Annotated in this window: 21 protein-coding genes and 1 pseudogene; 4 read left to right on the forward strand and 18 right to left on the reverse strand. The window is 39.7% G+C overall.

The features are described 5' to 3' along the window. Positions 1-42: 42 nt before the first annotated feature. Positions 43-1,413 (reverse strand): argininosuccinate lyase, encoded by a 1,371-nt coding sequence (gene argH / locus NSU19_RS14475; RefSeq protein ID WP_339197038.1) that lies wholly within the window; start codon positions 1,411-1,413, stop codon positions 43-45. Beyond that, positions 1,410-2,615, reverse strand: coding sequence for an argininosuccinate synthase (locus NSU19_RS14480; protein ID WP_063387384.1), 1,206 nt, complete (start codon positions 2,613-2,615; stop codon positions 1,410-1,412). The genes argH and NSU19_RS14480 overlap by 4 nt, the downstream gene beginning before the upstream one ends. A gap of 166 nt (positions 2,616-2,781) precedes the next feature. Here NSU19_RS14480 and NSU19_RS14485 point away from each other — a divergent pair, with 166 nt between their 5' ends. After that, on the forward strand, positions 2,782-3,084 hold the full coding sequence (locus NSU19_RS14485; protein WP_117017227.1) for a hypothetical protein: 303 nt from the start codon (positions 2,782-2,784) through the stop codon (positions 3,082-3,084). Between the two features lie 12 nt (positions 3,085-3,096). On the opposite strand, the gene NSU19_RS14490 is transcribed toward NSU19_RS14485, so the two are convergent. From NSU19_RS14490 to sppA, 9 genes are all read right to left on the reverse strand, one after another. Continuing rightward, positions 3,097-3,918: an EcsC family protein gene (locus NSU19_RS14490; RefSeq protein ID WP_117017226.1), complete on the reverse strand. Its 822-nt coding sequence runs from the start codon at positions 3,916-3,918 to the stop codon at positions 3,097-3,099. Between the two features lie 75 nt (positions 3,919-3,993). After that, positions 3,994-5,448 carry an alkaline phosphatase family protein gene (locus tag NSU19_RS14495; protein ID WP_339197041.1) on the reverse strand — a complete coding sequence of 485 codons (1,455 nt, stop codon included), beginning with the start codon at positions 5,446-5,448 and terminating at the stop codon, positions 3,994-3,996. 309 nt (positions 5,449-5,757) lie between these two features. Then, on the reverse strand, positions 5,758-6,948 hold the full coding sequence (locus tag NSU19_RS14500) for an acetate kinase (protein WP_094246339.1): 1,191 nt from the start codon (positions 6,946-6,948) through the stop codon (positions 5,758-5,760). 364 nt (positions 6,949-7,312) lie between these two features. Continuing rightward, positions 7,313-8,302: a class I SAM-dependent methyltransferase gene (locus NSU19_RS14505; protein WP_339197043.1), complete on the reverse strand. Its 990-nt coding sequence runs from the start codon at positions 8,300-8,302 to the stop codon at positions 7,313-7,315. A 90-nt stretch (positions 8,303-8,392) separates the two neighbouring features. Next, the gene (gene tpx, locus NSU19_RS14510; RefSeq protein WP_063387376.1) at positions 8,393-8,893 is read right to left on the reverse strand and encodes a thiol peroxidase; all 501 of its coding nucleotides are present in this window, start codon (positions 8,891-8,893) and stop codon (positions 8,393-8,395) included. Between the two features lie 101 nt (positions 8,894-8,994). Beyond that, positions 8,995-9,462: a GerW family sporulation protein gene (gene ytfJ, locus NSU19_RS14515; RefSeq protein WP_066247839.1), complete on the reverse strand. Its 468-nt coding sequence runs from the start codon at positions 9,460-9,462 to the stop codon at positions 8,995-8,997. Continuing rightward, entirely contained in the window at positions 9,459-10,163 is a 705-nt protein-coding gene (locus NSU19_RS14520; protein WP_063387374.1) for a DUF2953 domain-containing protein, read from the reverse strand. The genes ytfJ and NSU19_RS14520 overlap by 4 nt, the downstream gene beginning before the upstream one ends. Before the next feature lie 68 nt (positions 10,164-10,231). After that, complete coding sequence (locus NSU19_RS14525) at positions 10,232-10,717, reverse strand: RDD family protein (RefSeq protein WP_066247840.1); 486 nt, start codon at positions 10,715-10,717, stop codon at positions 10,232-10,234. An 11-nt stretch (positions 10,718-10,728) separates the two neighbouring features. Beyond that, the gene (sppA, locus tag NSU19_RS14530) at positions 10,729-11,730 is read right to left on the reverse strand and encodes a signal peptide peptidase SppA (protein ID WP_063387372.1); all 1,002 of its coding nucleotides are present in this window, start codon (positions 11,728-11,730) and stop codon (positions 10,729-10,731) included. Between the two features lie 136 nt (positions 11,731-11,866). Between sppA and NSU19_RS14535 the strand changes: the two genes are divergently transcribed. Continuing rightward, positions 11,867-12,667 (forward strand): NAD kinase, encoded by an 801-nt coding sequence (locus NSU19_RS14535; RefSeq protein ID WP_339197046.1) that lies wholly within the window; start codon positions 11,867-11,869, stop codon positions 12,665-12,667. Between the two features lie 53 nt (positions 12,668-12,720). Here the strand turns inward: NSU19_RS14535 and NSU19_RS14540 are convergent, their stop codons facing one another. From NSU19_RS14540 to NSU19_RS14555, 4 genes and pseudogenes are all read right to left on the reverse strand, one after another. Next, a complete protein-coding gene (locus NSU19_RS14540) occupies positions 12,721-12,939 on the reverse strand; it encodes an alpha/beta-type small acid-soluble spore protein (protein WP_063387370.1) in 219 nt (72 codons plus the stop codon). 92 nt (positions 12,940-13,031) lie between these two features. Next, entirely contained in the window at positions 13,032-14,249 is a 1,218-nt protein-coding gene (thiI, locus tag NSU19_RS14545; RefSeq protein WP_066247844.1) for a tRNA uracil 4-sulfurtransferase ThiI, read from the reverse strand. Positions 14,250-14,251: 2 nt separating this feature from the next. Continuing rightward, complete coding sequence (locus NSU19_RS14550; protein WP_117017221.1) at positions 14,252-15,400, reverse strand: cysteine desulfurase family protein; 1,149 nt, start codon at positions 15,398-15,400, stop codon at positions 14,252-14,254. A gap of 170 nt (positions 15,401-15,570) precedes the next feature. After that, positions 15,571-15,718 (reverse strand): annotated as a pseudogene (locus NSU19_RS14555) (ATP-binding cassette domain-containing protein); the annotation flags it as partial. A gap of 468 nt (positions 15,719-16,186) precedes the next feature. Between NSU19_RS14555 and NSU19_RS14560 the strand changes: the two are divergent. Then, a complete protein-coding gene (locus NSU19_RS14560) occupies positions 16,187-17,416 on the forward strand; it encodes an IS110 family transposase (protein ID WP_027725928.1) in 1,230 nt (409 codons plus the stop codon). A 732-nt stretch (positions 17,417-18,148) separates the two neighbouring features. On the opposite strand, the gene NSU19_RS14565 is transcribed toward NSU19_RS14560, so the two are convergent. Both NSU19_RS14565 and ezrA read right to left on the reverse strand, forming a co-directional pair. Next, positions 18,149-19,048 carry an aldo/keto reductase gene (locus NSU19_RS14565; protein WP_066247863.1) on the reverse strand — a complete coding sequence of 300 codons (900 nt, stop codon included), beginning with the start codon at positions 19,046-19,048 and terminating at the stop codon, positions 18,149-18,151. Between the two features lie 494 nt (positions 19,049-19,542). Next, positions 19,543-21,243 carry a septation ring formation regulator EzrA gene (gene ezrA / locus NSU19_RS14570; RefSeq protein ID WP_063387366.1) on the reverse strand — a complete coding sequence of 567 codons (1,701 nt, stop codon included), beginning with the start codon at positions 21,241-21,243 and terminating at the stop codon, positions 19,543-19,545. A 184-nt stretch (positions 21,244-21,427) separates the two neighbouring features. Between ezrA and hisJ the strand changes: the two genes are divergently transcribed. Then, entirely contained in the window at positions 21,428-22,225 is a 798-nt protein-coding gene (gene hisJ, locus NSU19_RS14575) for a histidinol-phosphatase HisJ (protein WP_339197049.1), read from the forward strand. Here the strand turns inward: hisJ and refZ are convergent. After that, positions 22,222-22,857, reverse strand: coding sequence for a forespore capture DNA-binding protein RefZ (gene refZ / locus NSU19_RS14580; RefSeq protein WP_063387364.1), 636 nt, complete (start codon positions 22,855-22,857; stop codon positions 22,222-22,224). The two genes, hisJ and refZ, sit on opposite strands and share 4 nt — an antisense overlap. Positions 22,858-22,969: the final 112 nt, after the last annotated feature.

The raw sequence follows: 22,969 nt of genomic DNA on the forward strand, positions 1-22,969 counted from the left end.
TCATTGAAGGTCTTTATTCAATTAAAACAAATGGAGTTGGATTTATATAATCGCCTTTGCTTTATTGATTTGCTCCTTTACTTCCTTAAATCCGGTTCCACCTAAGCTGTTTCGTTTGTTGACCGCTTCGTATGGGTTCAGAACTTCATATACATCATTTTCAAACAGAGAGGATGCTTCCTTATACTCTTCTAATGGCAAGTCAAGTAAATAGATTCCTTTTTGAATGCATTTATATACAAGTTTTCCGACTACTTCATGAGCTTCGCGGAAAGGAAGGCCTTTTTTCGCCAAATAGTCAGCGAGTTCAGTAGCGTTTGAAAAATCCTGCTTCACCGATTTTTCCATCTGCTCTTTATTTACTTTCAGCGTTTCGATCATTCCCGTCATAATTTGCAAACAGCCCTCTACTGTTTTTACAGTATCGAACATGCCCTCTTTATCTTCCTGCAGGTCTTTGTTATAGGCAAGAGGGAGACCTTTTAAAACCGTAAGCAAACCGACGAGATTGCCGACGACGCGGCCGCTCTTCCCTCGAATTAATTCCGCCATATCCGGATTTTTCTTTTGTGGCATGATGCTGCTGCCGGTCGAATAAGCGTCATCCATTTCAACGAACTGGAATTCCTGCGAGCACCATAAAATTAATTCTTCGCAAAATCTTGAGAGATGAATCATCAACAGCGAGCTGTTGCTCATAAATTCAACAATAAAATCCCTGTCGCTCACAGCATCCAGGCTGTTTAAATAAACTTCATCGAAGCCTAAAAGCTCAGCCGTATATTTCCGGTCAATCGGAAAGGTTGTCCCAGCTAATGCGGCAGCGCCAAGCGGACTGATATTAATCCGTTTCAAAGATTCTGTAAATCTAGATTTGTCACGCTCAAGCATCCAAAAATAAGCCAATAAATGATGGGCGAATGAAACCGGCTGCGCCCGCTGCAAATGTGTATATCCCGGCAAAATCGTCTCAATATGCTGTTCAGCTTTGTTTACAAGCGCTTTTTGCAATTCTCTGATCAGTTCCACAATGGCTTCAACATGTTTTTTTAAGTATAGATGCATATCGGTCGCCACTTGGTCGTTGCGGCTTCTTGATGTATGCAGCTTTCCGCCGATCGGTCCGATTTCATCTATTAACATTTTTTCAATGTTTAAATGAATATCTTCATATTGAACGGAGTATTCAAGCTCCCCATTTTTTGCTTTTTCCAAAAGACGGTGCAGCCCTTTTTCAATCGCTTCTCCTTCCTCTTTTGTTAAAATGCCGCACTTGGCAAGCATTTTAACATGGACGAGGCTCCCTTGAATGTCTTCCTCTACGAGCTGTTTGTCAAACGTGATCGACGCATTGAATTCGTCGACCCATGCTTCGGGCGTCTTTTGAAAACGGCCGCCCCAAAGTTTTTTCATATTGTCACCTTCTTGTTTTTCACGATGCTGTTCACCGCTGTTGGAAGGCCGAACAGTTTAATAAAGCCGACTGCTGCTTCATGATCAAATGAATCTTCTTGCGTGTAGGTGGCCAGCTTTTCATCATAAAGCGAGTACGGAGATTTTCTTCCTTCAACAATTGCGTGCCCTTTATACAATTTTACGCGCACTGTCCCTGTTACATATTTTTGAGTTTCTTTCAAAAATGCTTCCAATGCGCTTTTCAGCGGAGAGAACCAAAGACCGTTGTAAATAAGCTCGGCAAGCTTTTGTTCGATCAGCGGTTTAAAATGCGCTACTTCTTTAACCTGTGTTAAATCTTCCAATTCTTTATGCGCTTTGATCAATGTCATAGCCGCAGGGCATTCGTACACTTCGCGCGATTTAATGCCGACAAGTCTGTTTTCCACATGATCGATTCTGCCGACGCCATGTTTTCCAGCGAGCGCATTCAGCTTCAAAATTAGTTCATCTAACTGCATTCTTTGACCGTTCACTGCTACCGGTACGCCTTGTTCAAATTCAATTTCGATGATGTCCGCTTCATCCGGTGCATTTTCAATGGAAGAAGTCAGTTCATAGGCATCCTCAGGCGGTGCAGCCCATGGATCTTCTAAAACTCCGCATTCATTGCTTCTTCCCCATAAGTTTTGATCGATGGAATATGGGCTGTCCAGATCAATCGGAATTGGAATGTCATGCTGTTTCGCATATTCAATTTCCTCTTCACGCGACCATTTCCATTCCCGAACAGGTGCCAAAACCTCTAGCTCAGGATTTAACGCTTTTATGGAAACTTCAAAGCGCACTTGGTCGTTTCCTTTTCCGGTACAACCGTGAGCAACTGCGACAGCGCCGGTCTTTTCCGCTATTTCCACTAATTTTTTGGCAATGAGCGGTCTTGAAAGAGCGGAAACAAGAGGATATTTACCTTCATAAAGGGTGTGTGCCTGAAGGGCGATCAACGCATATTCTTCCGCAAACTCTTTTTTCGCATCTATAATATAAGATTGTACAGCACCGACTTTTAGTGCTTTTTCTTTAATAAACTCTAAATCCTTCCCTTCCCCAACGTCCAGACAGCAGGCAACGACGTCGTATCCTTTTTCTTGCAGCCACTTGATGGCGACAGATGTATCTAAACCTCCAGAATAGGCCAATACTACTTTTGGTTTTGACATGTTCATTCTCCTCTCCGATGTATACAAAATGAATAAAAATACTTTTTTATTCATAAAAATGCAATCATTAATTAAAAATGTAACAGTTTTGCTGACTTTTTTCAATAGTTTTTTTAAAAAAGCATTATTTGTTTATGATATAATTTGCATAATAAAAAATGGAGGAATGGAAATGTTTGAATATAACGAAAGATTGGGGATTCCTCTTCCTGCATTCAGCAAGCATTGGGAGGAATATCCAAATGAGGTTCAACAGCAAATTTTATCGGATTGGGAATGTATACGTGGACAAATCCCTGACCGCATTAAACATTTAGAAGCGATAATAAATAAAAAGCAAGAGCAGTTGAATGACGAAGAGGATTTTGAGCTTTCGTGCAGACTAAATGAAGAAATCAGTGAGATTGCTTCCATCATCAATGATTTATGGCTTTGGTACCGGATTGATCCGCATATAACAAAAGCTTGAGAAATTATATTTTCATCTCAAGCTCATGCCTTCATAATGATGTCTATATTGATAAAATTTATGTGCAAACTCAATGGCCACTTTCATAGAACGATAGCGAATGCCGCCTCCGATCATTAAGCTTAAAATCGGTTTTCCCCGAATTGTTTTATATTTGAATGTTTGCACGGCAATGCATTTTAAGATTTGGTTTACAGTTTGATGGTTGACAAATGGTTCGTTCTGCTCATAAAAATAAGCATCATCTCCATTTTGTAATTCCTCTTTTAGTTGATTCCACGCTTCAAATTTTAAATGTTTCGGCATTAAAGAGCTGTGAAAAACCTTTAGAGACAGCATCATTTCATAAGGTGACGAAACTTCATAACCATACGCAAGAGATAATGTTTGCACAGCCCGCATATGAAAAATTATTTGCAGCACAATATCTGCACTTAGCGAAAAAACACCACCGGAAGATGCGATTCCTCCTTGAATAAAGGAATACAGCCGCTGCTTCGCCATTTCCTTCTCAGCCAATTGATAGCATTCTTCTAAAGGGAGCTTTTTTAAATCAGTGATCGTTTGAACTTGATCGGAAATAACACGTGCAAATGAGAGGATCCGCTTCCGTGTTTCTGAATAGAAGATCGAGCTTTGCAAAATCGAATGCATATGAAACAAAACGTAATCGACCTTCTCAAACATTTCTTTTTGAATATGCTCAGGAAGGTCATTCAATCTTGTTTCCAGCCATTTGTCAAATGGAAGCGTGCATTTACATGCACATTTTTCCAACTCTTCCTCCCAGCATTTCATTTGATTTTCCCAGCTTTCTTCCAAAATGGCCCCCAAAAATGCACCGCCTTTCTTTTTAAACAAATGCTCGCAAATATTCAATGATATTATATCACGGAATTGATATAACTCTTAAGAGTCGAGCATTGATAAAATCCAATCCTTTACATCTATCATCCGATTATACTTCGGCAATCGCTCTGTCCCTGAAACGATGATTGCTGCTAAAGAGTCATGCTGGTGTAAACCGCCATGACTCGCACCGCCCACATGCACTGGAGATGACCCGTACTTGAATTCAAAGCCAGGATAAGCGCTAATCATAAGAAATTGTCCTTTATGTGACAAAGCGGCTGCATGTAATCTTGCCAGCGCATCCGGATATTCCCCGTACTTAATTCGGCTTCCTTCCGTGAAAATATCCAACACTTCAATGTCTCCGTTTAAAGTCCACATACTTCCATACGGATCTTCCCATTGACCTCCTTTTTTAAACATCAGCATTCCTTCCCGCCGCCCTGAAACAACTTTTATTTTTTCCTCTTCCCGCCAAGCGATGACATCGATGCGTGCATCTGTTTTCAAAATGTTTGCAATTTCTTCAAGCGAATGGTTCGGCTGTAATAAATATACGAACGCCATGCGTTGATTGACCGCAAGTACGAGATCATCATCCTTCCGTACACCTTTTGACAGCTTGGTAATACGATATGGGCTGAGTAGCTTTTCTAAATGGATCAGAGGATTTTGATTTCTCGGGCGGACAACCGCTTGGCCGTTATCGCCCATAATGATCCAAACATTGTTCTTCAGCGCTTCCTCCCATGAATGAAAACTGTCTAACACTTTTTGCAATTCACGATCTGTTTTTACGATTCCTGACAGATCCTCAACTCCTTTTTTATGTATAATTTGATCCATATCAGGAAAATAGACCATTGTAAAAGGAGGCAAAGAATGATTTTTAATAAGATAAATAAGCTCCTGAGCAGAAAATCGATTATTAAAGCCAAATCTTTGCCAGAAGTGTCCATACTTTGCAAATGGGTTTTGTTTAATGAAGGAGCCGTAAGTTAACAAATCCGGTCCCTTAACAGTAAGGCTTCTATGAAAAGTAGGCAGCAAAGATAATAAAAACGGAAGCTGCATTACTTTTTCCTGACTTCCTCGATAGAGAAGTCCATTAATAGACGCGGAATTTTTCCCCTTTTTGCTCAGTTCTTCAAAAATGGTTGCGGCCTTTTTGTTTAAATGCTCATGATTTATATTGTACAGCGGATCCTTTAATGAAGTTGCGAGCCCCAGCTGTAAAAGCTCAGATGCATTTGTTCCATAATTAATAAGACGCTTTTCTTCATCATGAAACCAGACTAATCCTGGAACGTGATGCACATCTGAGTAATGCCCGGTAAGCAGACTGCTTTCCACATTGACGGACATCGTCGGAAAAGGACTGATAATTTCTGAAGCAGTACCATGCTTCATGAAAAAGGCGAAAGCCGGCGCCATTTTATTGTCTACTGCTTTTTTCAAAAAAGGGAGCATGAGAGTATCGATAATCAACAATATCACATTTTTTTTAGCCATTTTGTTCCATCCTCATCGTTTATTTGCTATTAGAATTTGTCTAGAAGGTGAAAATCATGCAAAAAACTCCGGTTTTTTAAACCGGAGCAATATTCAACGCTATTATCATTCTCATCCCCCCAATCATCACTTAAGAAATGTTGGAGGGAATGAATCATTTTAGTTCCCATGCATCGTTCATCATATAAATAGATTATTTCCACTTTTTATTGGTAAAAAAAACAACCTCCTTTCATATCCATTTCGGAATATGAAAAAAGGTTGCGTTGGTTACGAGTTCAGGTTTTGCTGTTATCCCTCGGCAAAACCTTATAAATTCGCTATTCTCATTACATCTCTTGCAATCATCACTTCTTCATTTGTCGGTATAACTAGAACTTTTACTGGTGAGTGTGGATAGTTAATAAACGCTTCTTTTCCACGTACTTTGTTTAAGGCAGGATCCCAATAAACGCCCATAAATTCCAATCCCCGCAGCACTCGTTCGCGGACAACGTCACTGTTTTCACCAATGCCGGCGGTAAAGATAATCGCATCCACACCGCACATCCGCGCCGCATAAGATCCGATATATTTATGAATGCGGTCAGCAAAAACCGCCAATGCCAATTCGGCGCGAGCATTCCCCTTCGCTGCAGCATCTTCGATATCGCGCAAATCGCTTGAGAAACCGGATATTCCTAAAAGTCCGCTCTTTTTATTTAATACATTAATAACTTCATCAGCGGTTTTACCTGTTTTTTCCATGATATATGGGATAAGCGCTGGATCAATACTTCCGGAACGAGTTCCCATCGCAACACCTTCAAGAGGCGTAAATCCCATCGATGTATCGATTGATTTTCCGCCTTCAACTGCTGCAATGCTGGCACCATTTCCTAGATGGCAGGAAATAAGCCGCAAATGCTTTAAAGGTCTTTCAAGCAATTGAGCTGCCCGTTCCGTTACATATTTATGAGACGTTCCATGGAAGCCGTATTTGCGAATTCCGTATTTTTCATAATAATCATATGGCAAACTGTATAAGTAAGATTGTTCCGGCATCGATTGGTGAAAGGCAGTATCGAACACCGCTACCGCTGGAACGTCCGGAAGCACCTTTTGGAAGGCGCGAATGCCAAGCACATTGACTGGATTATGCAAAGGCGCCAAATGAGAGAGTTCTTCAATTTTCTTTAAAGTTTCTTCCGTAATAAGCGCTGAGTCACTGAAGATCTCTCCTCCATGTACAACCCTATGACCGATTCCGTCAATATCATTTAACGTCCGGATAATTCCATATTCTGTTAATTTATTTAGCACAAGCTGTACCGCTATTGAAAAATCGGTAATTTGACAACTTTCTTTCTTTTCTTCTCCGTTAACATATATCTTAAAAAATGATTGGTCCAAACCAATCCTTTCAACTACCCCTTTTGTTAAAACTTCTTCATTCGGCATTTCAAACAATTTAAACTTTAATGAAGAGCTTCCAGCATTTACAGCTAAAATCTTAGGCATGTATTTTCATTCTCTCCTTCTTTTTGTTGATGAAACTTTTTTAAAAATTCCTGCATGTGACATAGAAATTAGCAAAATATGTGAAACACCAGACTTGTCTAATTTTAAAAAGAGAGATGATCGCTCTATACATTTAAACATTGATAAAGCAACATTTCAAGTGAAAAATAAATGTTTATCTGTATACAAAAATTTCTAAAAATAAAAAGCGCTTCCATCCACTTCCTAAATGAAACGGGAAGCCACTATTCGCTAAAACCGAAGATTTCTTTTCTCTAGTTTAGTTTTTATGAAAAATAGAAGAAATAAACCGAATCCTAAAAAAAAGGCGACATGGCTGTCACCTTTTAGTGTCTTCATCTTTTCATTTATTTGTCCGGAGCCACTCATCAATTTGATCCATAATCGAAGCAAGAGCTTTTTTATTCGAAAATTTCGGTAGATCAACAAGCATAACCCGTTTTGGCGGTACAATTCCTTCTCCCTTTTTTTGCAAAATAAAGATGCTTTTTCGACTATTTTCCGATTTAAACATGGAGCGCGGGAGCTGCAACAGGCCTTGGATCACTGTATTTTCTTTTAGATATCGATTCAATTTTGGAGCTTCAGGCGTCTCAAAAAGATGGTTTGGTATAAGGAAAAACAAATAACCGCCTTCTTTTGTATAGCGGATGCTCTGCTCAATAAAAAGATGATGGGCGTAAGAATGGCCTTCATCAGCCTTCAATTCAAAATGCTTTGCGACGTCATGATCGGGATAATAGCCGACTGGCAGGTCGCACACCACCGCATCCACAGGGTCGATAAAAAGGTTTTTTAGGCTGTCCTGATTATAAAAGTCAATAGAATGCTTCTGCAAATTTGCATTCACATAAGCGATTTTAACTAACAAATCATTTATATCGATTCCAATGCTTTCAACTTGCTTTGCTTCAAGTTGGTTTAAGACAGCCGAGAGTAAATTACCCGAACCTACAGCAGGGTCTAAAATCATTAAATTTTTTTCATCTTGAAAAAATTTTTGCACAAGATAGCCGAGCAATATGCAAACACTGTCAGGAGTCATTTGGTGGATTTGCTGATTATCCTCCTTTAATCCTTTTAAAACAGCGAGCTGAAAAGCTCTCCGAATTTCTTCATTTGAGTAGTGATCCAAATGAAACGTCCGGTATATATTGTTCAGTTTTTTACTTGTAATTTCGCTAATGGAATCTTGAACTGTAGTTCCGTGAAATAGGTTTTCTCCTGTGTTCGCTATCGCTTCAATGTATGTACAATTCATTTCGTTTTTAATGATTTCTGCCGTCTCATTAATGAGTGAAAACAGTTTTTCAACATTTGAAAATCCTTGCATAAAGGCTTCCTCCTTTAAGCTCGTCACATCCTTTCATTTTAGCGTTTCATTGTTTTATAAGCAAGAAAAAAAGGACCTTGCATCAGGTCCTTAATTTGCTGCTTTTGCAGCTTCAATCGCCGCTTCATAGTTTGGATGATTTGTCGCCTCGCTGACATATTCTACATATGTTACATTATCGTTTGAATCAACAACAAAAACAGCGCGAGCAAGCAGACGCAATTCTTTGATTAATACTCCGTACGCCTGTCCGAAAGAAGCGTCGCGATGGTCAGATAACAATTGTACATTTTCAATTCCGTTCGCACCGCACCAACGTTTTTGCGCAAAAGGAAGATCCATGCTGATTGTTAAAATTTTAACATTATCCAGCTTGGAAGCTTCTTCATTAAAGCGGCGTGTTTGTGCATCACATACGCCAGTATCGATCGAAGGAACAACAGAAATGATTCGGACCTGCCCTTTTGTATCAGCTAAAGTAACTTCCGACAAATCATTCGCAAGCACTTTGAAATCAGGCGCTTTATCTCCAACCTTCACTTCATTTCCTAAAAGAGTTACCGGATTTCCTTTAAATGTTACGTTTGCCATTTTATCCCCTCCAAATCTATGTATAGTTTAACTATAGCTTGTTTTTGAAGACTTTTCAAAGAAAAAGTGTTTGAAAATTTCAAAAAGCTGCCAAAGCAGCTTTAAATGTCAAAATCAATTTTTTCTTTTTCATTGTTATCGTCTTGTATATGTTTTTTCTTTCGAAACAGTTCTTGAATTTTTTCTACCGTTTGAGGGGTTGCATCTAAAATTTTTTCATAAAGATGGGTATTTTCATCTAAATGAAGAATTTTGATTCCATTTGTTCCAACAATAAGAAATGCGATTGGCGTAATCGATACACCGCCTCCGCTTCCTCCGCCGAAAGGAAGTTTTCCTTTTTCACCTGTAGTGCTGCTTCCATAAGGACTGCTTGAATGTTTTTCACCTGTCGGTCCGTAAAATTCACTGCCACCTGCCGCAAATCCGAATCCCACTTTTGAAACGGTTAGTATAACACTCCCATCAGGAGTTTCAACTGGATCGCCAATTATGGTATTGACATCGATCATTTGCTGCAAGTTTTCCATTGCCGTTTTCATTAACCCTTGAATCGGATGATCGCTCATACTTTTGCCTCCTCTAAACTATGTTCATTCTTCTTGTTTTTCTTGGCAAACGGTAAGTTTCGCCATAATGCTGTTTTTGATCTCGACCATTTTACGAGACGCAATCCTGCTATGATAGCATTCCCAAGTCGGAATTGCATCATACATACAAATGTCGTTTTCAAAACCATTCGGTTGAAATTAGGAAAGATTGAAACAACTGGATAACCTATTAATGTAAAGTATCGGGAAGCGAAATAAATAATAGAGCTTTTCATCCCCCATAGTGTACCCGCCGACATTCCTGTTGAGGCAGCTTCTCCCGTTCCGATTTCAGTACGCCACTCCCATTTCACAATCCGAACCTTCTTCAAAAATTTCCGAATAATAAAGGAAAAATGGATAACATTTTCCAATATTTCTTTAAAATTTTGCAGCTTCTCAAACAGCTCTTCAGGAGTCACTTTTTCGGACGATTTTTGAGTTGAATGTTTCGTTTCTTTTTCTTGTTTATAAACAATATTTGGACCTTCTTGATCCAGTTTTATAAAAGGGATTTTGATTGTGTAGCGAATAAGGCCAAAAAACAATAGAAATGTCACTCTTAACCGATCGTCATATTTATCATGTTTATATGAAAGTACAATCGTTAATTTTGTCATTGCAACAAGAAGCACAAATATCAAAAATAGGAAAAAGACTATTGCAAGCCAAAATGGCATAATTTCACATCCTTTCAGTGAACCATTATCACCTCTCTATAAAAAAATAAACCTGCCTTTTCGGCAGGTCATCTTGAAAACCGTTCATCATGAATAACTGTTGTATCGCTGAATAAATCGTGCAGTCCTTGTTTCTTTTTTGTAAAAGCAACGATCAAATATCCAATCCACGTAACCTTGGAGATGTACCGTCCGATCCATTCCCTGAAGAAAACATCGGTCCATGTAAGCTTATCATTTTTTAAAGATATAACACGCAGGCCAAAAACCATTTTCCCGAGCGTTTGTCCTAAAAACTTCGTCATAAGAATAAAGTAGGAAAAGAAAAACAAGGCGCTTAAAATTCGATAAGGTGAAAAAATAAAATCGCTTTTTTCCAATCCGATCAGTAAAAAAAGCGGATTGACAACAATTCGGATGACGCTTGAAACAACAATGAGGTCAAGCAAGTATGCCCAAAACCGCATCCAAAATCCCGCAAAGTGATAAGAGATGTCTGTTTGAACCTCACGCTTTTGTTCAATTTGATTTATTTCTTCAAATGTTCCATCCATGTTGGCACCTCCTACTCCGAATATAAATACATCAGGCGGGGAGAATTCGGTTGTGAAAACAATTTGTATAGTCCCTGCATTTCCAGATCTTTAGAGATCACCTTCCCAGCCATCATGGAAAGGAACGATTCAAATCCAAAGCTCGATTTATATTTGAATACATATGGATCTGATAAGTCTAAGTCTTTTTTCATCATTTCCACCGCATCATCAAAATAGCCTAGCTCGTCAACTAAATGGAGCTGCTTCGCCTGCCGGCCGTCATAAATTCGTCCATCGGCAATTTTCCGCACTTCCCCTTCATCCATCTTTCTTCCTTGCGAGATTACGTCTACAAAGCCTTCATAAGCGTTATTCACCATTTTTTGAAGAATTTCTCTTTCTTCTTTTGTCATATCTCTTGTTGAAGAAAAAATGTCTTTATATGGACCGCTTTTGATCGTTTCTACTTTCACCCCAAAGTTTTTTGCCAATTCACTGTAGTTTATTCCTTGCATAATGACCCCTAGCGAGCCTGTCATCGTATCCGGTGCTGCAATAATTTTATCGGCAGGAGTTGAAATATAATATCCTCCTGAAGCTGCCATGGTTCCCATCGAAACATAAATCGGCTTTTTCGCCTTTTCTTTAACTTCCATTAGTTTTTTATGAATTTCTGCACTTTCCACTACTCCCCCGCCAGGAGAGTTGACTCGCAAAATTATTCCTTTTACGCTTTTATCCTCGCCGGCCTTTTCAATCAATTTCAAAAATTCTTTATGATTGTAGCCTTCACTGGCAAAAATCGATGTAACATCTTCTCCCGTATCTTGAATCACTCCATTTACTTCCAGCACCGCAATTTTTTCATCCGGCATTCCTTCTTCAAGGACTTCCTCGGAAAACTGCGATTCAAAAAAATTCTCAGACAATTTTTCTGCATTTGAAACAGCCATAGAAGTAAAGCTAATGATCATCGAAAAAACAAATAATGCTGCGGCAATTCCTAACGCAGCCCACCTTTTTCCACTCAAGATGTTTACCTCCTTGATTCAATTTCACCTTTTTTGACATGTTCCATTATAAAAATGTTAAACTATATATCATAGTGTATTTTAACATTTATTTATATAATTGTGGAGAATCTTCCAAAAAGAGGAGGTTTTTTTGATGGATCCACGCCGAAATATCTACTTCTTTTACAAACATAGCGATCACCTTGAACAGAAAATAGCTTCGTTGATTGACTTGGCGAAGCAGTATGATTTTCGTCCTGTTGAAGATTGGAGACATGCGAACATTATCGTAGCAATCGGAGGGGACGGAACATTTTTGCAAGCGGTTAGAAAAACGCAATTTCGCGACGACTGTCTGTACATAGGCATCGCAACTGAAGGGCATATCAGTTTTTATTGTGATTTCCATATAGATCAAAAAGACAAATTAGTTGAAGCTTTTCAGCTGGAAAAGGTCGAGGTAAGAAGATATCCAACCATCGATGTCACCGTCGACCATGAAGTAAAGATTTCCTGCTTAAATGAATGCAGTGTCAGATCAGCAATTATTAAAACATTTGTTCTGGATGTATTTATTGATGATATGCATTTTGAAACGTTTCGGGGGGACGGAATGATTATTGCCACTCCAACAGGGAGCACAGCCTACAATAAATCTGTGAAGGGAGCTGTCGTCGATCCGCTTATAGACTGTTTTCAAGTAAGTGAGCTTGCATCTTTGAACAATAATCTATATCGGACGTTAGGATCCTCTTTTATTTTAAGCGGAAATCGAAAGCTTACATTAAAAATAGTGCAGGACGGCAACGATTATCCGATTATCGGAATGGACAACGAAGCTCTAAGCATTCGTCATGTCAACCAGCTGGATATTGAATTAGGAAAGAAAAAAATTAAAACTGTTAAATTAAAAGATAATTCTTTCTGGGATAAAGTGAAAAGAACCTTTTTATAAAATGAAAATGAGCGAAAAGGATCACCTTTTCGCTCAAAAGCCAAAATATTCATTTATTGAAATGTTCCGCCACCGCCAGATAGTTGCTGCTGAGCAAAAGATACAAGCCGCTTTGTAATTTCTCCTCCAACGGAGCCGTTCGCGCGAGATGTAGTATCAGGACCTAAGTTTACACCAAATTCTGATGCGATTTCAGTTTTTAATTGCTCAAGTGCTTGTTCAGCACCAGGAACTAAAATTTGGTTAGAGTTGCTAGATCTGTTTTGAGCCATGTGTCATTCACCTCCTTGTGGATATAGAATGTGAAAAAACACATGGCTTCATGCATAAAACGAAATGGTAATTGTTTTGAACTTGAGGAATATTATAGTAAATTTTCAAAATCCTCTTCTATTTTTTCTTGTATATCATGTTTTCTTGGAAATTCAATTGTTACTGTTTCCTCAATCGCCTTCTGAATGAGAGGTTGAAAATCTACATAGCTTTCAAGCTTTAATATTTTCTCCCTTTTCGGCTTCGTTTTCGGTGAAGCTGGTGTAAAAATAGTACAGCAGTCTTCATAAGGTCTGTTTGAAATCTCAAACGTATCAATTTTTTCGGCAATTTCAATGATTTCATTTTTATCCATTGAAATTAAAGGTCTCAGTATAGGAGTTGTCGTCACTTCATTAATAGCATACATGCTCTCAAGCGTTTGGCTTGCTACCTGCCCTAGACTTTCGCCTGTTACAATGGCTAAGGCGCCTCGGTTTTTCCGAATTTCATCGGCAATTTTTAACATCATTCTTCTAGTCGATGTCATTGTATAATTTTCTAATATTTTTTGCTGAATGGTCACTTGAATTTCTGTAAACGGAACGATGTGAAGCACGATTTTGCCGCCAAATTCGGTTAATTTTTCTACGAGATCCATAACCTTTTGCTTCGCTCTTTCATTCGTATATGGAGGGCTGAAGAAATGGATCGCTTCAATCTCCAAGCCTCTTTTCATTGACAAATACCCAGCGACAGGGCTGTCAATTCCTCCAGAAAGCATCAGCATCGCCTTTCCGCTTGAACCAACCGGAAGCCCTCCCGCCCCTTTAAAATCTTTGCACATTATATATGTGGCATGCGGACGGACCTCTACGCGCACGTTTATGTCCGGATGATGAACATCTACTTTCAAACCGTCAGTATGAATAAGTATATGCCGGCCAATTTCATAATTGAGTTGGTCTGAAGTTAACGGAAACGATTTATCTGCTCTTTTGGCCGACACTTTAAAAGTGTCTCCGTTTTTATACAATTGCTTGACTGCCTGTAAAGCCGTGTCCTTTATGGCTTCGATGTCGCTTTTCGTTCTGATTGCCAAACTGAAGGACTGTATGCCAAAAACTGTTTGTAATTTTTCCGCTACCTTTTCCCCGTCTTCTCCATTTAATTTGATGAAAAGACGATCTCTGTTCGCTGTATACTCTAAAGACGAAAAGGAAGACAATGCAAGTTTTATATTGTTCTTTAAATGGTTAATAAAATGTTTGCGATTTTTTCCCTTTAAAGACATTTCACCATATCTGACTAAAATATGATCATATTGCATGTTTATAACCCCATTATATTTTTTAATTTTTGTATAGATGATGGCAGGACGTCAATCAACGGCTTGACATCATCGATCGTCTGCCCAATTGAAAGGCTTATGCGGATGGCGCTTTCGGTGATGCTGCTTTTTTTGCCCATCGCCTTCAATACTTTGCTTTCTCCCTTTTTCCTTGAAGAACAAGCTGAAGTAGTGGAGACATAAATATTCTCCTCTTCAAGCATATGAACTAAAACTTCCGCTTTTATACCAGGTACAGAAAAGTTGATAATATGAGGGGCGGAAGATTCCTTTGGTGTGTTGATAATAATGCCATCTATTTTTTCAAGCTCATTTATAAGATAGTTTTTCGTATTAATCAGACGATCGATCTTCTCTTCATAGTCGTTGAATGCCAGCCTTAAACCTTTCGCTAGGGACACGCTGCCCGCTAAATTTTCGGTGCCTGATCTAATGCTTGCTTCCTGGCCACCCCCTGATAAAAGAGTGAGAATTGGTGTATTTTTTCTAATGTACAACACTCCTGTACCGTTTAGGGCATGAAATTTATGGCCAGATATTGTACATAAATCAATTCCCGCTTTTTTTATATTTAAAGGAACCTTCCCGACTCCTTGCACGTGATCGACATGATAAACGATGTTCGGATAGTTTTTAAGTATTTCGCCAATCTCTTCAATTGGCTGAATCGCTCCGATTTCATTGTTGACATGCATAACGGACACTAAGATTGTATCGTTACGTACAGCCTTTTGTATGTCAGCTGGAGACACAATGCCATTTTCATTTACAGGAATCCACGTCACTTCAAACCCGAATTCTTTTTCAAGCTGTTCAAATGCTTCGCTGACAGAAGGGTGTTCAATTACAGTCGTAATCAAATGCTTTCCTTTATGTCTTTGTGCAAAAGCCGCGCCTTTAATCGCCAAATTATTTCCTTCCGTTGCTCCAGACGTAAATATGATTTCCTGTCCGCTTACACCTAGCAAATCGGCTACTTGTTCTCTTGCTTTTGTTAAAAGTCTTTCCGCTTGAACACCCAAATGATGAAGAGATGATGGGTTCCCGAAAAACTTTTCCGCCACTTGCCGGTACGTATCAAGTACATCAGGGTAAGGCTTTGTAGTTGCACTATTATCCAAGTAAAGCATCGGTTGTATACCCCTTTGAATTATATTTTCTAACACTTTGCAATGCAATATTAACATAAGTAAATTGAAATGAAAAAGAAAAGATCATCACATAAACGGGCTCATTCAGACGAAAGCCTTTGTCCACGCACGTAAGCCGCTTTTTTTGTGAATTCAACAACGTCATCTTCTATCATCGTCGTCTTCCCACATCCGCCGATCCCAAGCAGCGTGTAAAACTTCCCGCGTTCAATCTTAAAAACTGACATCATCAAGCACGACTAACCTATCGTATTCCTTCGTCACTCGCTTCACAAAGCGGATGATTTCTCCATCAATCGTTTCCTACTCCTTGCGCCGAAAATAAAATTTCATTTCTCTCAATCCTCGTATACTAAGTTTCAGAAAGTTTTTTTATCGAATTTCCAGTCCGATACGCTCCTTGACAATCGCATATCTTGGGTGGTTACCTTTGTGGGAGGGGCGCGCCCCTCCCACAAAGGGTTCAGCGTACCGGGGTTGGACTTTTCGCAATGTTCCTGGATAATGGTCTTAGGATCATCGGGGATACTCTTCTCACTCCTGTAGCTTCGACTACTTGTAAAGTCTGTCTCCCCGGCTCCTGTTTGGACGTCTAACCCGCAGGCTGTTCCCGTTGGTTTTCCCCATGCTGGAAGGAGCAGCTTCCAGGGCAGCCCATGGTCCAACGTGAGTTCTCATATGCGAGGGTGACTGGTCAACAGGCGCGATCCGGGGGCATCCCGAAGAGTCCAACCCCTCGATCCTACAACAATAGGAGGTGATCTCATGAAACTCTACGTCGGGATCGACGTGAGCTCACGCGACTTAGCCACCTGCATTATGGATCATGAAGGAAATACGTGCGCACGCTTCAAAGTGGATAATCATCTTCTGGGCGCCACCTTCCTTCGGGATCAAATCCTCCTGTGGGCTAACAAGCGAAAGCCAACCGAAATTCTGATCGGGATGGAAGCCACCTCGGTCTACAGTTGGCATCCAGCTATGTTTTTCCACCAGCAGGAGGCCTTGCAGGCTTGGAACGTCAAGGTGTTTACGATCAATCCAAAGCTCATTCGCAAGTTTAAAGAAGCCTATGTCGACTTGGAGAAAACGGATGACATCGATGCTTGGATCATTGCGGATCGGCTTCGCTTCGGCCGTCTGAAGATGACGGCTGTCCTCAAGGAGCAGTTTCTCGCGCTTCAGCGACTGACACGCATGCGATATCATCTCGTCCACCAGTTAACCCGTGAGAAACAGTATTTTCTCCAGCACTTGTTTTACAAATGCAGTTCCTTTACCCAAGAGGTGGACAGTTCGATCTTCGGACATGCCATTCTCGAACTGCTGCTTGAGTCGTGGAGCCTCGATGACATCTGCCAAATGGATGTCAAGCAGTTGGCCGACTTCCTGCGCCAAAAAGGGCGCAATCGCTTTGCCGATCCGGAATGCATCGCCAAGTCGATTCAAAAGGCGGCCCGTTCGTCGTATCGGTTGTCCAAGTGTGTCGAGGATTCCATCGACTTGCTGTTAGGGCTGTCGATTCAATCAATCCGCAGCCTGCAATCGCAGCTCAAAGAGCTCGATAAAGCCATTACCCGCCATCTTGAAGGCATTCCGAACACACTGCAAACCATCCCAGGCATCGGACCGGTTTATACCGCAGGCATCCTGGCCGAAATCGGGCAAATCGAGCGGTTTCACAATCAGGCCGCCTTGGCAAAATATGCCGGCTTGACATGGTCCAAGCACCAATCGGGCCGTTTTCAAGCCGAGGACACCTCCCTCATTCGTTCCGGCAATCGCTATCTCCGTTACTACCTAGTGGAGGCTGCCAACTCGGTACAACGGCATGATGCGACGTTTCGTGCGTACTACCGGAAGAAGTATGAGGAAGTGCCCAAACACCAACATAAACGAGCCCTCGTCCTCACCGCTAGAAAACTCGTGCGTGTGATCGATGCGCTGCTACGCAACGGTCAAATCTACACGCCAAGAAAGGGGGAAGATCGATAAGAGGATCGATCTGGTATACCAATATCAACCTTTAGACCCAGTTTATTACATGTACTAATACTGGGTTTCTTCAGTATTGCCTTTTTTCGGATCATCGGACAAGGGAATTTCCAATTTCTATGATTTTTCACCTTGACATATTACCGCAGGACTTTACTAGTGAGATCAAACTCTTCCTTATTCCTATCAATGACGCTTAGAACATGCACACAATAAAAAACTCGTTTCTCACTAGCATTACGCTAGAGAGAAACGAGAAAAAGCTGATTTTCGCCGCTGTTCATTATGCCATAAAAAGAGACATCGGCTCTATTTTTCAAAGAAGAACTAAAAATAAGCCACTCATTAGACGCCTATAGATCAAAAAGTTACGTTGTTCAAGAAAAGACTGCCGGAATCCTGCCACAGCTGCCAGCAGGTGCAATAGTTTAAGCTGCTGATGATTCGTTTCTTGAATCCGTTCATCATCATGTCCTTTAGCTGCCCTTTTTTCTTGCTCCTTGCCTGCCAGACTCGGGAAACGTCAATCCTTGAAAAAAAGTTTTCATGACGACCTTCGTTTCTATTTCCTTTTAATGAAGGGGCTGTCTAATAAGTCGTTTTTTCGGGTTATTGACCCCTTTAATGTTTTAGAAACTTTGATATATCGGTGTTTATGATTTTTTGTTTTCGATGGGAGCTTGACTTTCTGGACAACTCCAGCGTATTACCGAATATTGCTTCAGCAACATGTTAAATGATATCCAAAGGCACTTTTTTACGAGGTTTTGGAAATGCCTCATCAAGTCGGTTCAAGTCTTCTTGGGTTAATTCAATCGCAGCAGCTTCAGCATTCTCCAGCACATGCTGCTCTTGCCCAGCTTTTGGAATAGCAATGACATCATTCGTGCGTATCGTCCAAGCAAGTGCAATTTGTAATGGTTTTACATTGTATTTTTTGGCAATTTCATTAACAGTTGGATCCGTCAACAACTGCTTTCTTAATGTACCTCCTTGGGCAAGGGGGCTGTACGCCATAATCGGTATATGATGTTCCCGGTGCCAAGGCAGCAGATCAAAATCAATTCCTCTCGAACCTATATGGTATAACACTTGGTTTGTCGCACAGTTTGATCCGTTGAGCGTGTTCCATAGCTCTTCCATATCGTCTGTGTCAAAATTGGAGACTCCCCATCTTAATATTTTTCCTTCTTTTCGCAGATTTTCCATACCTTCGATTGTTTCTTCTAAAGGAATGCGGCCTCGCCAATGTAAAAGATATAAATCTAAATAGTCCGTCCCCAGCCGTTTTAAGCTGTTTTCACATGCAACGGAAATCTTGTCTAGTCCTGCATTATGCGGATACACTTTAGAGACTAAAAACACATCATCTCTGCGCCCTTTGATTGCTTCGCCGACTAAGCGTTCAGAAGCGCCATTTCCGTACATCTCAGCAGTGTCAATTACTTTCATGCCCAATTCTATTCCAAGTTGTAAGGCTTTTATTTCTTTAGCTTTCTCCTGTGGCTTATCTCCCATGTACCATGTTCCTTGACCTATGCATGGAACAGTCGTACCATCAGGCAGCTTCACTACTCGTTTTTCAACATGACTTCTTATTTCCATGATTTTATTACTGTCCAATAATCCCATCCACTCTCGACCCTTTCCGTTATATTGTGAATTTCCCATTCTATAAAATTCCGCTTTCATACCTTTTCGACTTCAAAAATATGTACGTGCTTTCGAAACTTGTTTTTAGTGTTTGTTTAATTGCTATTGTTTCCCTTTTACACCTTTATAACAAATGTGGCAATGAATTACAATAAAAAAGCCCTTCACAGCGGCAAGCGCCTAGAAGGGACAAATAAAAATAAGGAAAGGGCGATTCACAAAATCATCCGGCTGTGAAATTTCATTATCTTATAGATAACAAGCTCTGCAATTGCTCGTGTTTGTACGAGTGGAGTTTCAATTTCTTATAGGTTTTCTCATGTTAAGTGAAAAAATATACTCTCCAAACCGACATTTCGCACAGCATTATTGCTTCAACTCCTCATAGTTAAATAAAAATGCTTACTGACTATAGTCCATATGGGAGCATGGGCAATAAAAATGCCCGTCTTTCAAACGAAGACAGGCATAAATCATAGATCTTTCAATTCATTTTCAACAAGCTTCTGTATTCTTTCCATCGCTTCCGAATCGATTTCCTCTATGGCAGCAGCCGCTTGCTCCAAAGATTTGCTGTATTCATAATTTCTGAACAACTGTTCAGCTTCTTTTAATTTTTTATCAAGGCCCGAATACGTGCTGCGGTATCGATTACCGTATTGTATTAATCTTTCGACTAAACAAACTTGGGCAATGATCTCATCTGTGTTTTCTTTTAATTGTTCGATGATGCTCACAGCATCGTTTAAATACGTCTGGACTCGATCCATATCGAGCGGAATTTCTTCAAGCGCATTGCTGACCTTTTCAAACGATTGCTGAGCAGTTTGTAATTGCTCCACGAAGCTTTCCGGAAGGCCGGGAATGTTGTTTTTTCGAATCGCCCGTTTGATCTCAGCCATCATTCGCTTTAGTTCTGCTAATTTGTCGCGCGCGTTTAATTCATCCTTTCTCAATGCCTGAAGCATCGAATGCCATTCGTTGTATTTTTCCTTTGCTTGATCAATTTGCTTATTAAAACTTTCCAGTTCCTCCTGTAAAACGGAATACGCAATATTGGAGTTCTCTATGCTTGCCAAAATATGCTTGTAATGATTTTTCAGTTGGTTCATCAGTTTATCCAACTCTTTTAGCTTGTCGACATCATCATTTGACAACTGGTAGCTCTGCTGTACAAGACTGACTTGTTCTTTTAAATCATTTTTTTCCTCTAATAAAGATTGCAGCTTTTCCCCGGTTTTTTCCGCTTCTTGTCTTACATATTGGCTCGCATACACTTCCTTCTCAAGCATTTCGTAAATGTTATCAATCGTTTCTTTTATGGAATCAAGCCCCATTTTCACGTCTTCTGTCTCTGCTTCACTTAGCTTCTTTTTCAAGCCCTGCATTTTTTCCTCAATATGCGAAATTTCTTTTTCCACTTCCAAATGCTCAAGCTTGTAGCCATCCTCGAGCAGTTTTTTATACCCTTCTTTCAATTCGGAAATCTCGTTTGGCACAATCATTTGACATTCAGTTAAAAGCTTTGGAATCTCCTCTACTTTTAATTGGAGTGCTTCAAGCTTCTGTTTTTGTTCATCCAAAATTTCCTTCGCTGTTACGTAATTTCCTGAGTTCATTTCCTCATCAAATTTTTCCATTGTATGTAACATTTCATATAACTCTTTTTCCAGCCGTTCATACGCAGTTCCAAATGTATGGCGATGGGAGAGCAGTGTTTTTTTCAACTCTTTTAGCTGTTGTTTGACTGCTTCACCTTCTGTCTTATTATTGCTTTCTGTTGCAACAAGATCGTTAATGTGCTGAACAATGCCGGCTATTTGTTCTTCTATTTCTTTTAAAACCGATTCAATATGTAATAAAACTTCTTTTGACTTTTTAAAGCGGTATTTTTCAGCATATTCCTCCGCTTCAAACAGAAGCTCTTCCACCTTCGGAAGCCTGCTAGTGACGATATCGTCCCAATCTTTTCGCCAGCGTTCAAACAATTCTTCTGTTTCTCCACTCATTATTAATTCTTTTACTTTGGACAGTTCATCTGTTATGGACTGATTCATAATGTCTATTTTCCAAGCTTCAAGACGGTCTACTTCTTTATAAATATTTTTTCGAAATCCATAACCGATTCCAAATAGAAGGAAAATCAATAAAATTAATACGATCACAACTTCCATTATGAGCCCCCTCGGTCCGTTTCACTTTCTTAAAGGGTATGTATATTTTAAACGACGTTGTCGAAAAAACTTTCAAAAGAAAATAATGTGTTCTCAATGTATTTATGATACCATGATAACGACATTTTTTGAGCAAAATTTTTAATTTTTTCACATAAATCTCGACAAACTTGAGGTGATTTCTATGAAAAAAGATGGACATGTTCACACCCCTTTTTGCCCCCACGGTACGGACGATTCATTTGAATTGTATATTGAAACTGCCATAAAAAAAGGATTTTCTGCTATAACCTTTACAGAACATGCTCCATTGCCGGAAGGGTTTGTTGATCCAACTCCCGATAAGGACAGCGCAATGCCCTTCAGTGATATCGACCGCTACTTGTCTACTTTGCTAGACTTAAAAAAACAATATAAACGCGATATCGATATTCATATCGGTTTAGAAGTAGACTATATTAACGGTTTTGAAAGAGAAACAGCGCAATTTTTGGACAAATACGGTCCTTTTCTTGATGACAGCATTTTGTCCGTACATTTTTTAAAATTAAATGGACAATATTATTGTGTAGATTTTGATGAACATACGTTTCAAAAAATGGCGGAGCTTTCAGGCGGCATCAATCATTTATACGAATTATATTATTCGACAGTATTAAAAGGGGTTGTTTCAGATCTTGGAAAGTATAAGCCGAAGCGGCTTGGACATATTACGCTAATACACAAATTTCAAAAGCTTTTCCAAGCCACATTTGATGAAAAGCCTTATATTGAACAGATTTTTGCTGAAATGAACAAAAGGGGGATGGAACTGGACGTCAACACTTCCGGTTTACGAAAAGCCTTTTGCGGAGAAATTTACCCGCCAGAGGATATTATACAAGCGGCCAAAAAACAAAGCATCCCTCTCGTTTATGGTTCTGATGCCCATAGCGCGAAGGATGTAGGCAGCGATTTTTCACTTTTTGAAAAAATGGTTTAGTCATTTGATTGTTTTTCGTTTTTCTGAAAAAGTATTTGTTCCAGCCATGAAACCAGCTGTTTACTATATTGCTTGACAAAATATTCTTCGTACGGATTAATATGTAAAACTTCATACATGTATTGAGGCTGTAAAAACGGCATATTTATTAAGCTTTTGAATTGTACTAAAAAATGGGGAATGTCTACTTGTTTAAATTGGTTCGCTCGCATCCCTCGTTCAAGCAGGTTAAGCAAATAATATTTTTCTTTCGCTAAATAAGTCATCATCACCTGGCGAATGAGAGTCGAATCAAGCGTTACTTCTCGGTGGACAAAACGGGCAAGCCGGCGGTTTTCATATTGATAGCGGAGAAGTTCTTCAACGATTGCCATAAGAGAGAGTTTTGGAGATTCTGTACATTTTTGATAGCATTGATCGATTACGTCTAAATAACCTTCATAAAACTTGGACACTAAATGTTCCAATAATCCGTTTTTTCCTTTAAAATAGTAAGAAATATGGGCGATATTTGCATTGGCCCGTTTGGCAATTTCCCTAACCGATGTTCCGGTGTAACCTTTTGTATTAAAAAGGAAAATTGCTGCATCAACGATATTTTCTTTCGTAACAGTGTTCGTTTTCGTTTGCAAGTGGATCACTCCTTTTGTTGATGGCTGTTAGAAGTTTTCTACCCGCAACGATATTTTCCTGCTATAATTTCTCGACAAAGTTCGTACTTACTTGTCATTTTGAAAAAGAAAG

This window comes from Aeribacillus sp. FSL k6-2211 (assembly GCF_037966125.1).
Taxonomy (GTDB): domain Bacteria; phylum Bacillota; class Bacilli; order Bacillales; family Aeribacillaceae; genus Aeribacillus; species Aeribacillus composti.

Excerpts from the sequence above, each read along its gene's own strand:
- argH (WP_339197038.1), bottom strand. The coding sequence starts at position 1,413 with ATGAAAAAACTTTGGGGCGGCCGTTTTCAAAAGACGCCCGAAGCATGG.
- NSU19_RS14480 (WP_063387384.1), bottom strand. The coding sequence starts at position 2,615 with ATGTCAAAACCAAAAGTAGTATTGGCCTATTCTGGAGGTTTAGATACA.
- NSU19_RS14485 (WP_117017227.1), top strand. The coding sequence starts at position 2,782 with ATGGAAATGTTTGAATATAACGAAAGATTGGGGATTCCTCTTCCTGCA.
- NSU19_RS14495 (WP_339197041.1), bottom strand. The coding sequence starts at position 5,448 with ATGGCTAAAAAAAATGTGATATTGTTGATTATCGATACTCTCATGCTC.
- NSU19_RS14500 (WP_094246339.1), bottom strand. The coding sequence starts at position 6,948 with ATGCCTAAGATTTTAGCTGTAAATGCTGGAAGCTCTTCATTAAAGTTT.
- NSU19_RS14505 (WP_339197043.1), bottom strand. The coding sequence starts at position 8,302 with ATGCAAGGATTTTCAAATGTTGAAAAACTGTTTTCACTCATTAATGAG.
- tpx (WP_063387376.1), bottom strand. The coding sequence starts at position 8,893 with ATGGCAAACGTAACATTTAAAGGAAATCCGGTAACTCTTTTAGGAAAT.
- ytfJ (WP_066247839.1), bottom strand. The coding sequence starts at position 9,462 with ATGAGCGATCATCCGATTCAAGGGTTAATGAAAACGGCAATGGAAAAC.
- NSU19_RS14520 (WP_063387374.1), bottom strand. The coding sequence starts at position 10,163 with ATGCCATTTTGGCTTGCAATAGTCTTTTTCCTATTTTTGATATTTGTG.
- NSU19_RS14525 (WP_066247840.1), bottom strand. The coding sequence starts at position 10,717 with ATGGATGGAACATTTGAAGAAATAAATCAAATTGAACAAAAGCGTGAG.
- NSU19_RS14535 (WP_339197046.1), top strand. The coding sequence starts at position 11,867 with ATGGATCCACGCCGAAATATCTACTTCTTTTACAAACATAGCGATCAC.
- NSU19_RS14540 (WP_063387370.1), bottom strand. The coding sequence starts at position 12,939 with ATGGCTCAAAACAGATCTAGCAACTCTAACCAAATTTTAGTTCCTGGT.
- thiI (WP_066247844.1), bottom strand. The coding sequence starts at position 14,249 with ATGCAATATGATCATATTTTAGTCAGATATGGTGAAATGTCTTTAAAG.
- NSU19_RS14550 (WP_117017221.1), bottom strand. The coding sequence starts at position 15,400 with ATGCTTTACTTGGATAATAGTGCAACTACAAAGCCTTACCCTGATGTA.
- NSU19_RS14560 (WP_027725928.1), top strand. The coding sequence starts at position 16,187 with ATGAAACTCTACGTCGGGATCGACGTGAGCTCACGCGACTTAGCCACC.
- NSU19_RS14565 (WP_066247863.1), bottom strand. The coding sequence starts at position 19,048 with ATGGGATTATTGGACAGTAATAAAATCATGGAAATAAGAAGTCATGTT.
- ezrA (WP_063387366.1), bottom strand. The coding sequence starts at position 21,243 with ATGGAAGTTGTGATCGTATTAATTTTATTGATTTTCCTTCTATTTGGA.
- hisJ (WP_339197049.1), top strand. The coding sequence starts at position 21,428 with ATGAAAAAAGATGGACATGTTCACACCCCTTTTTGCCCCCACGGTACG.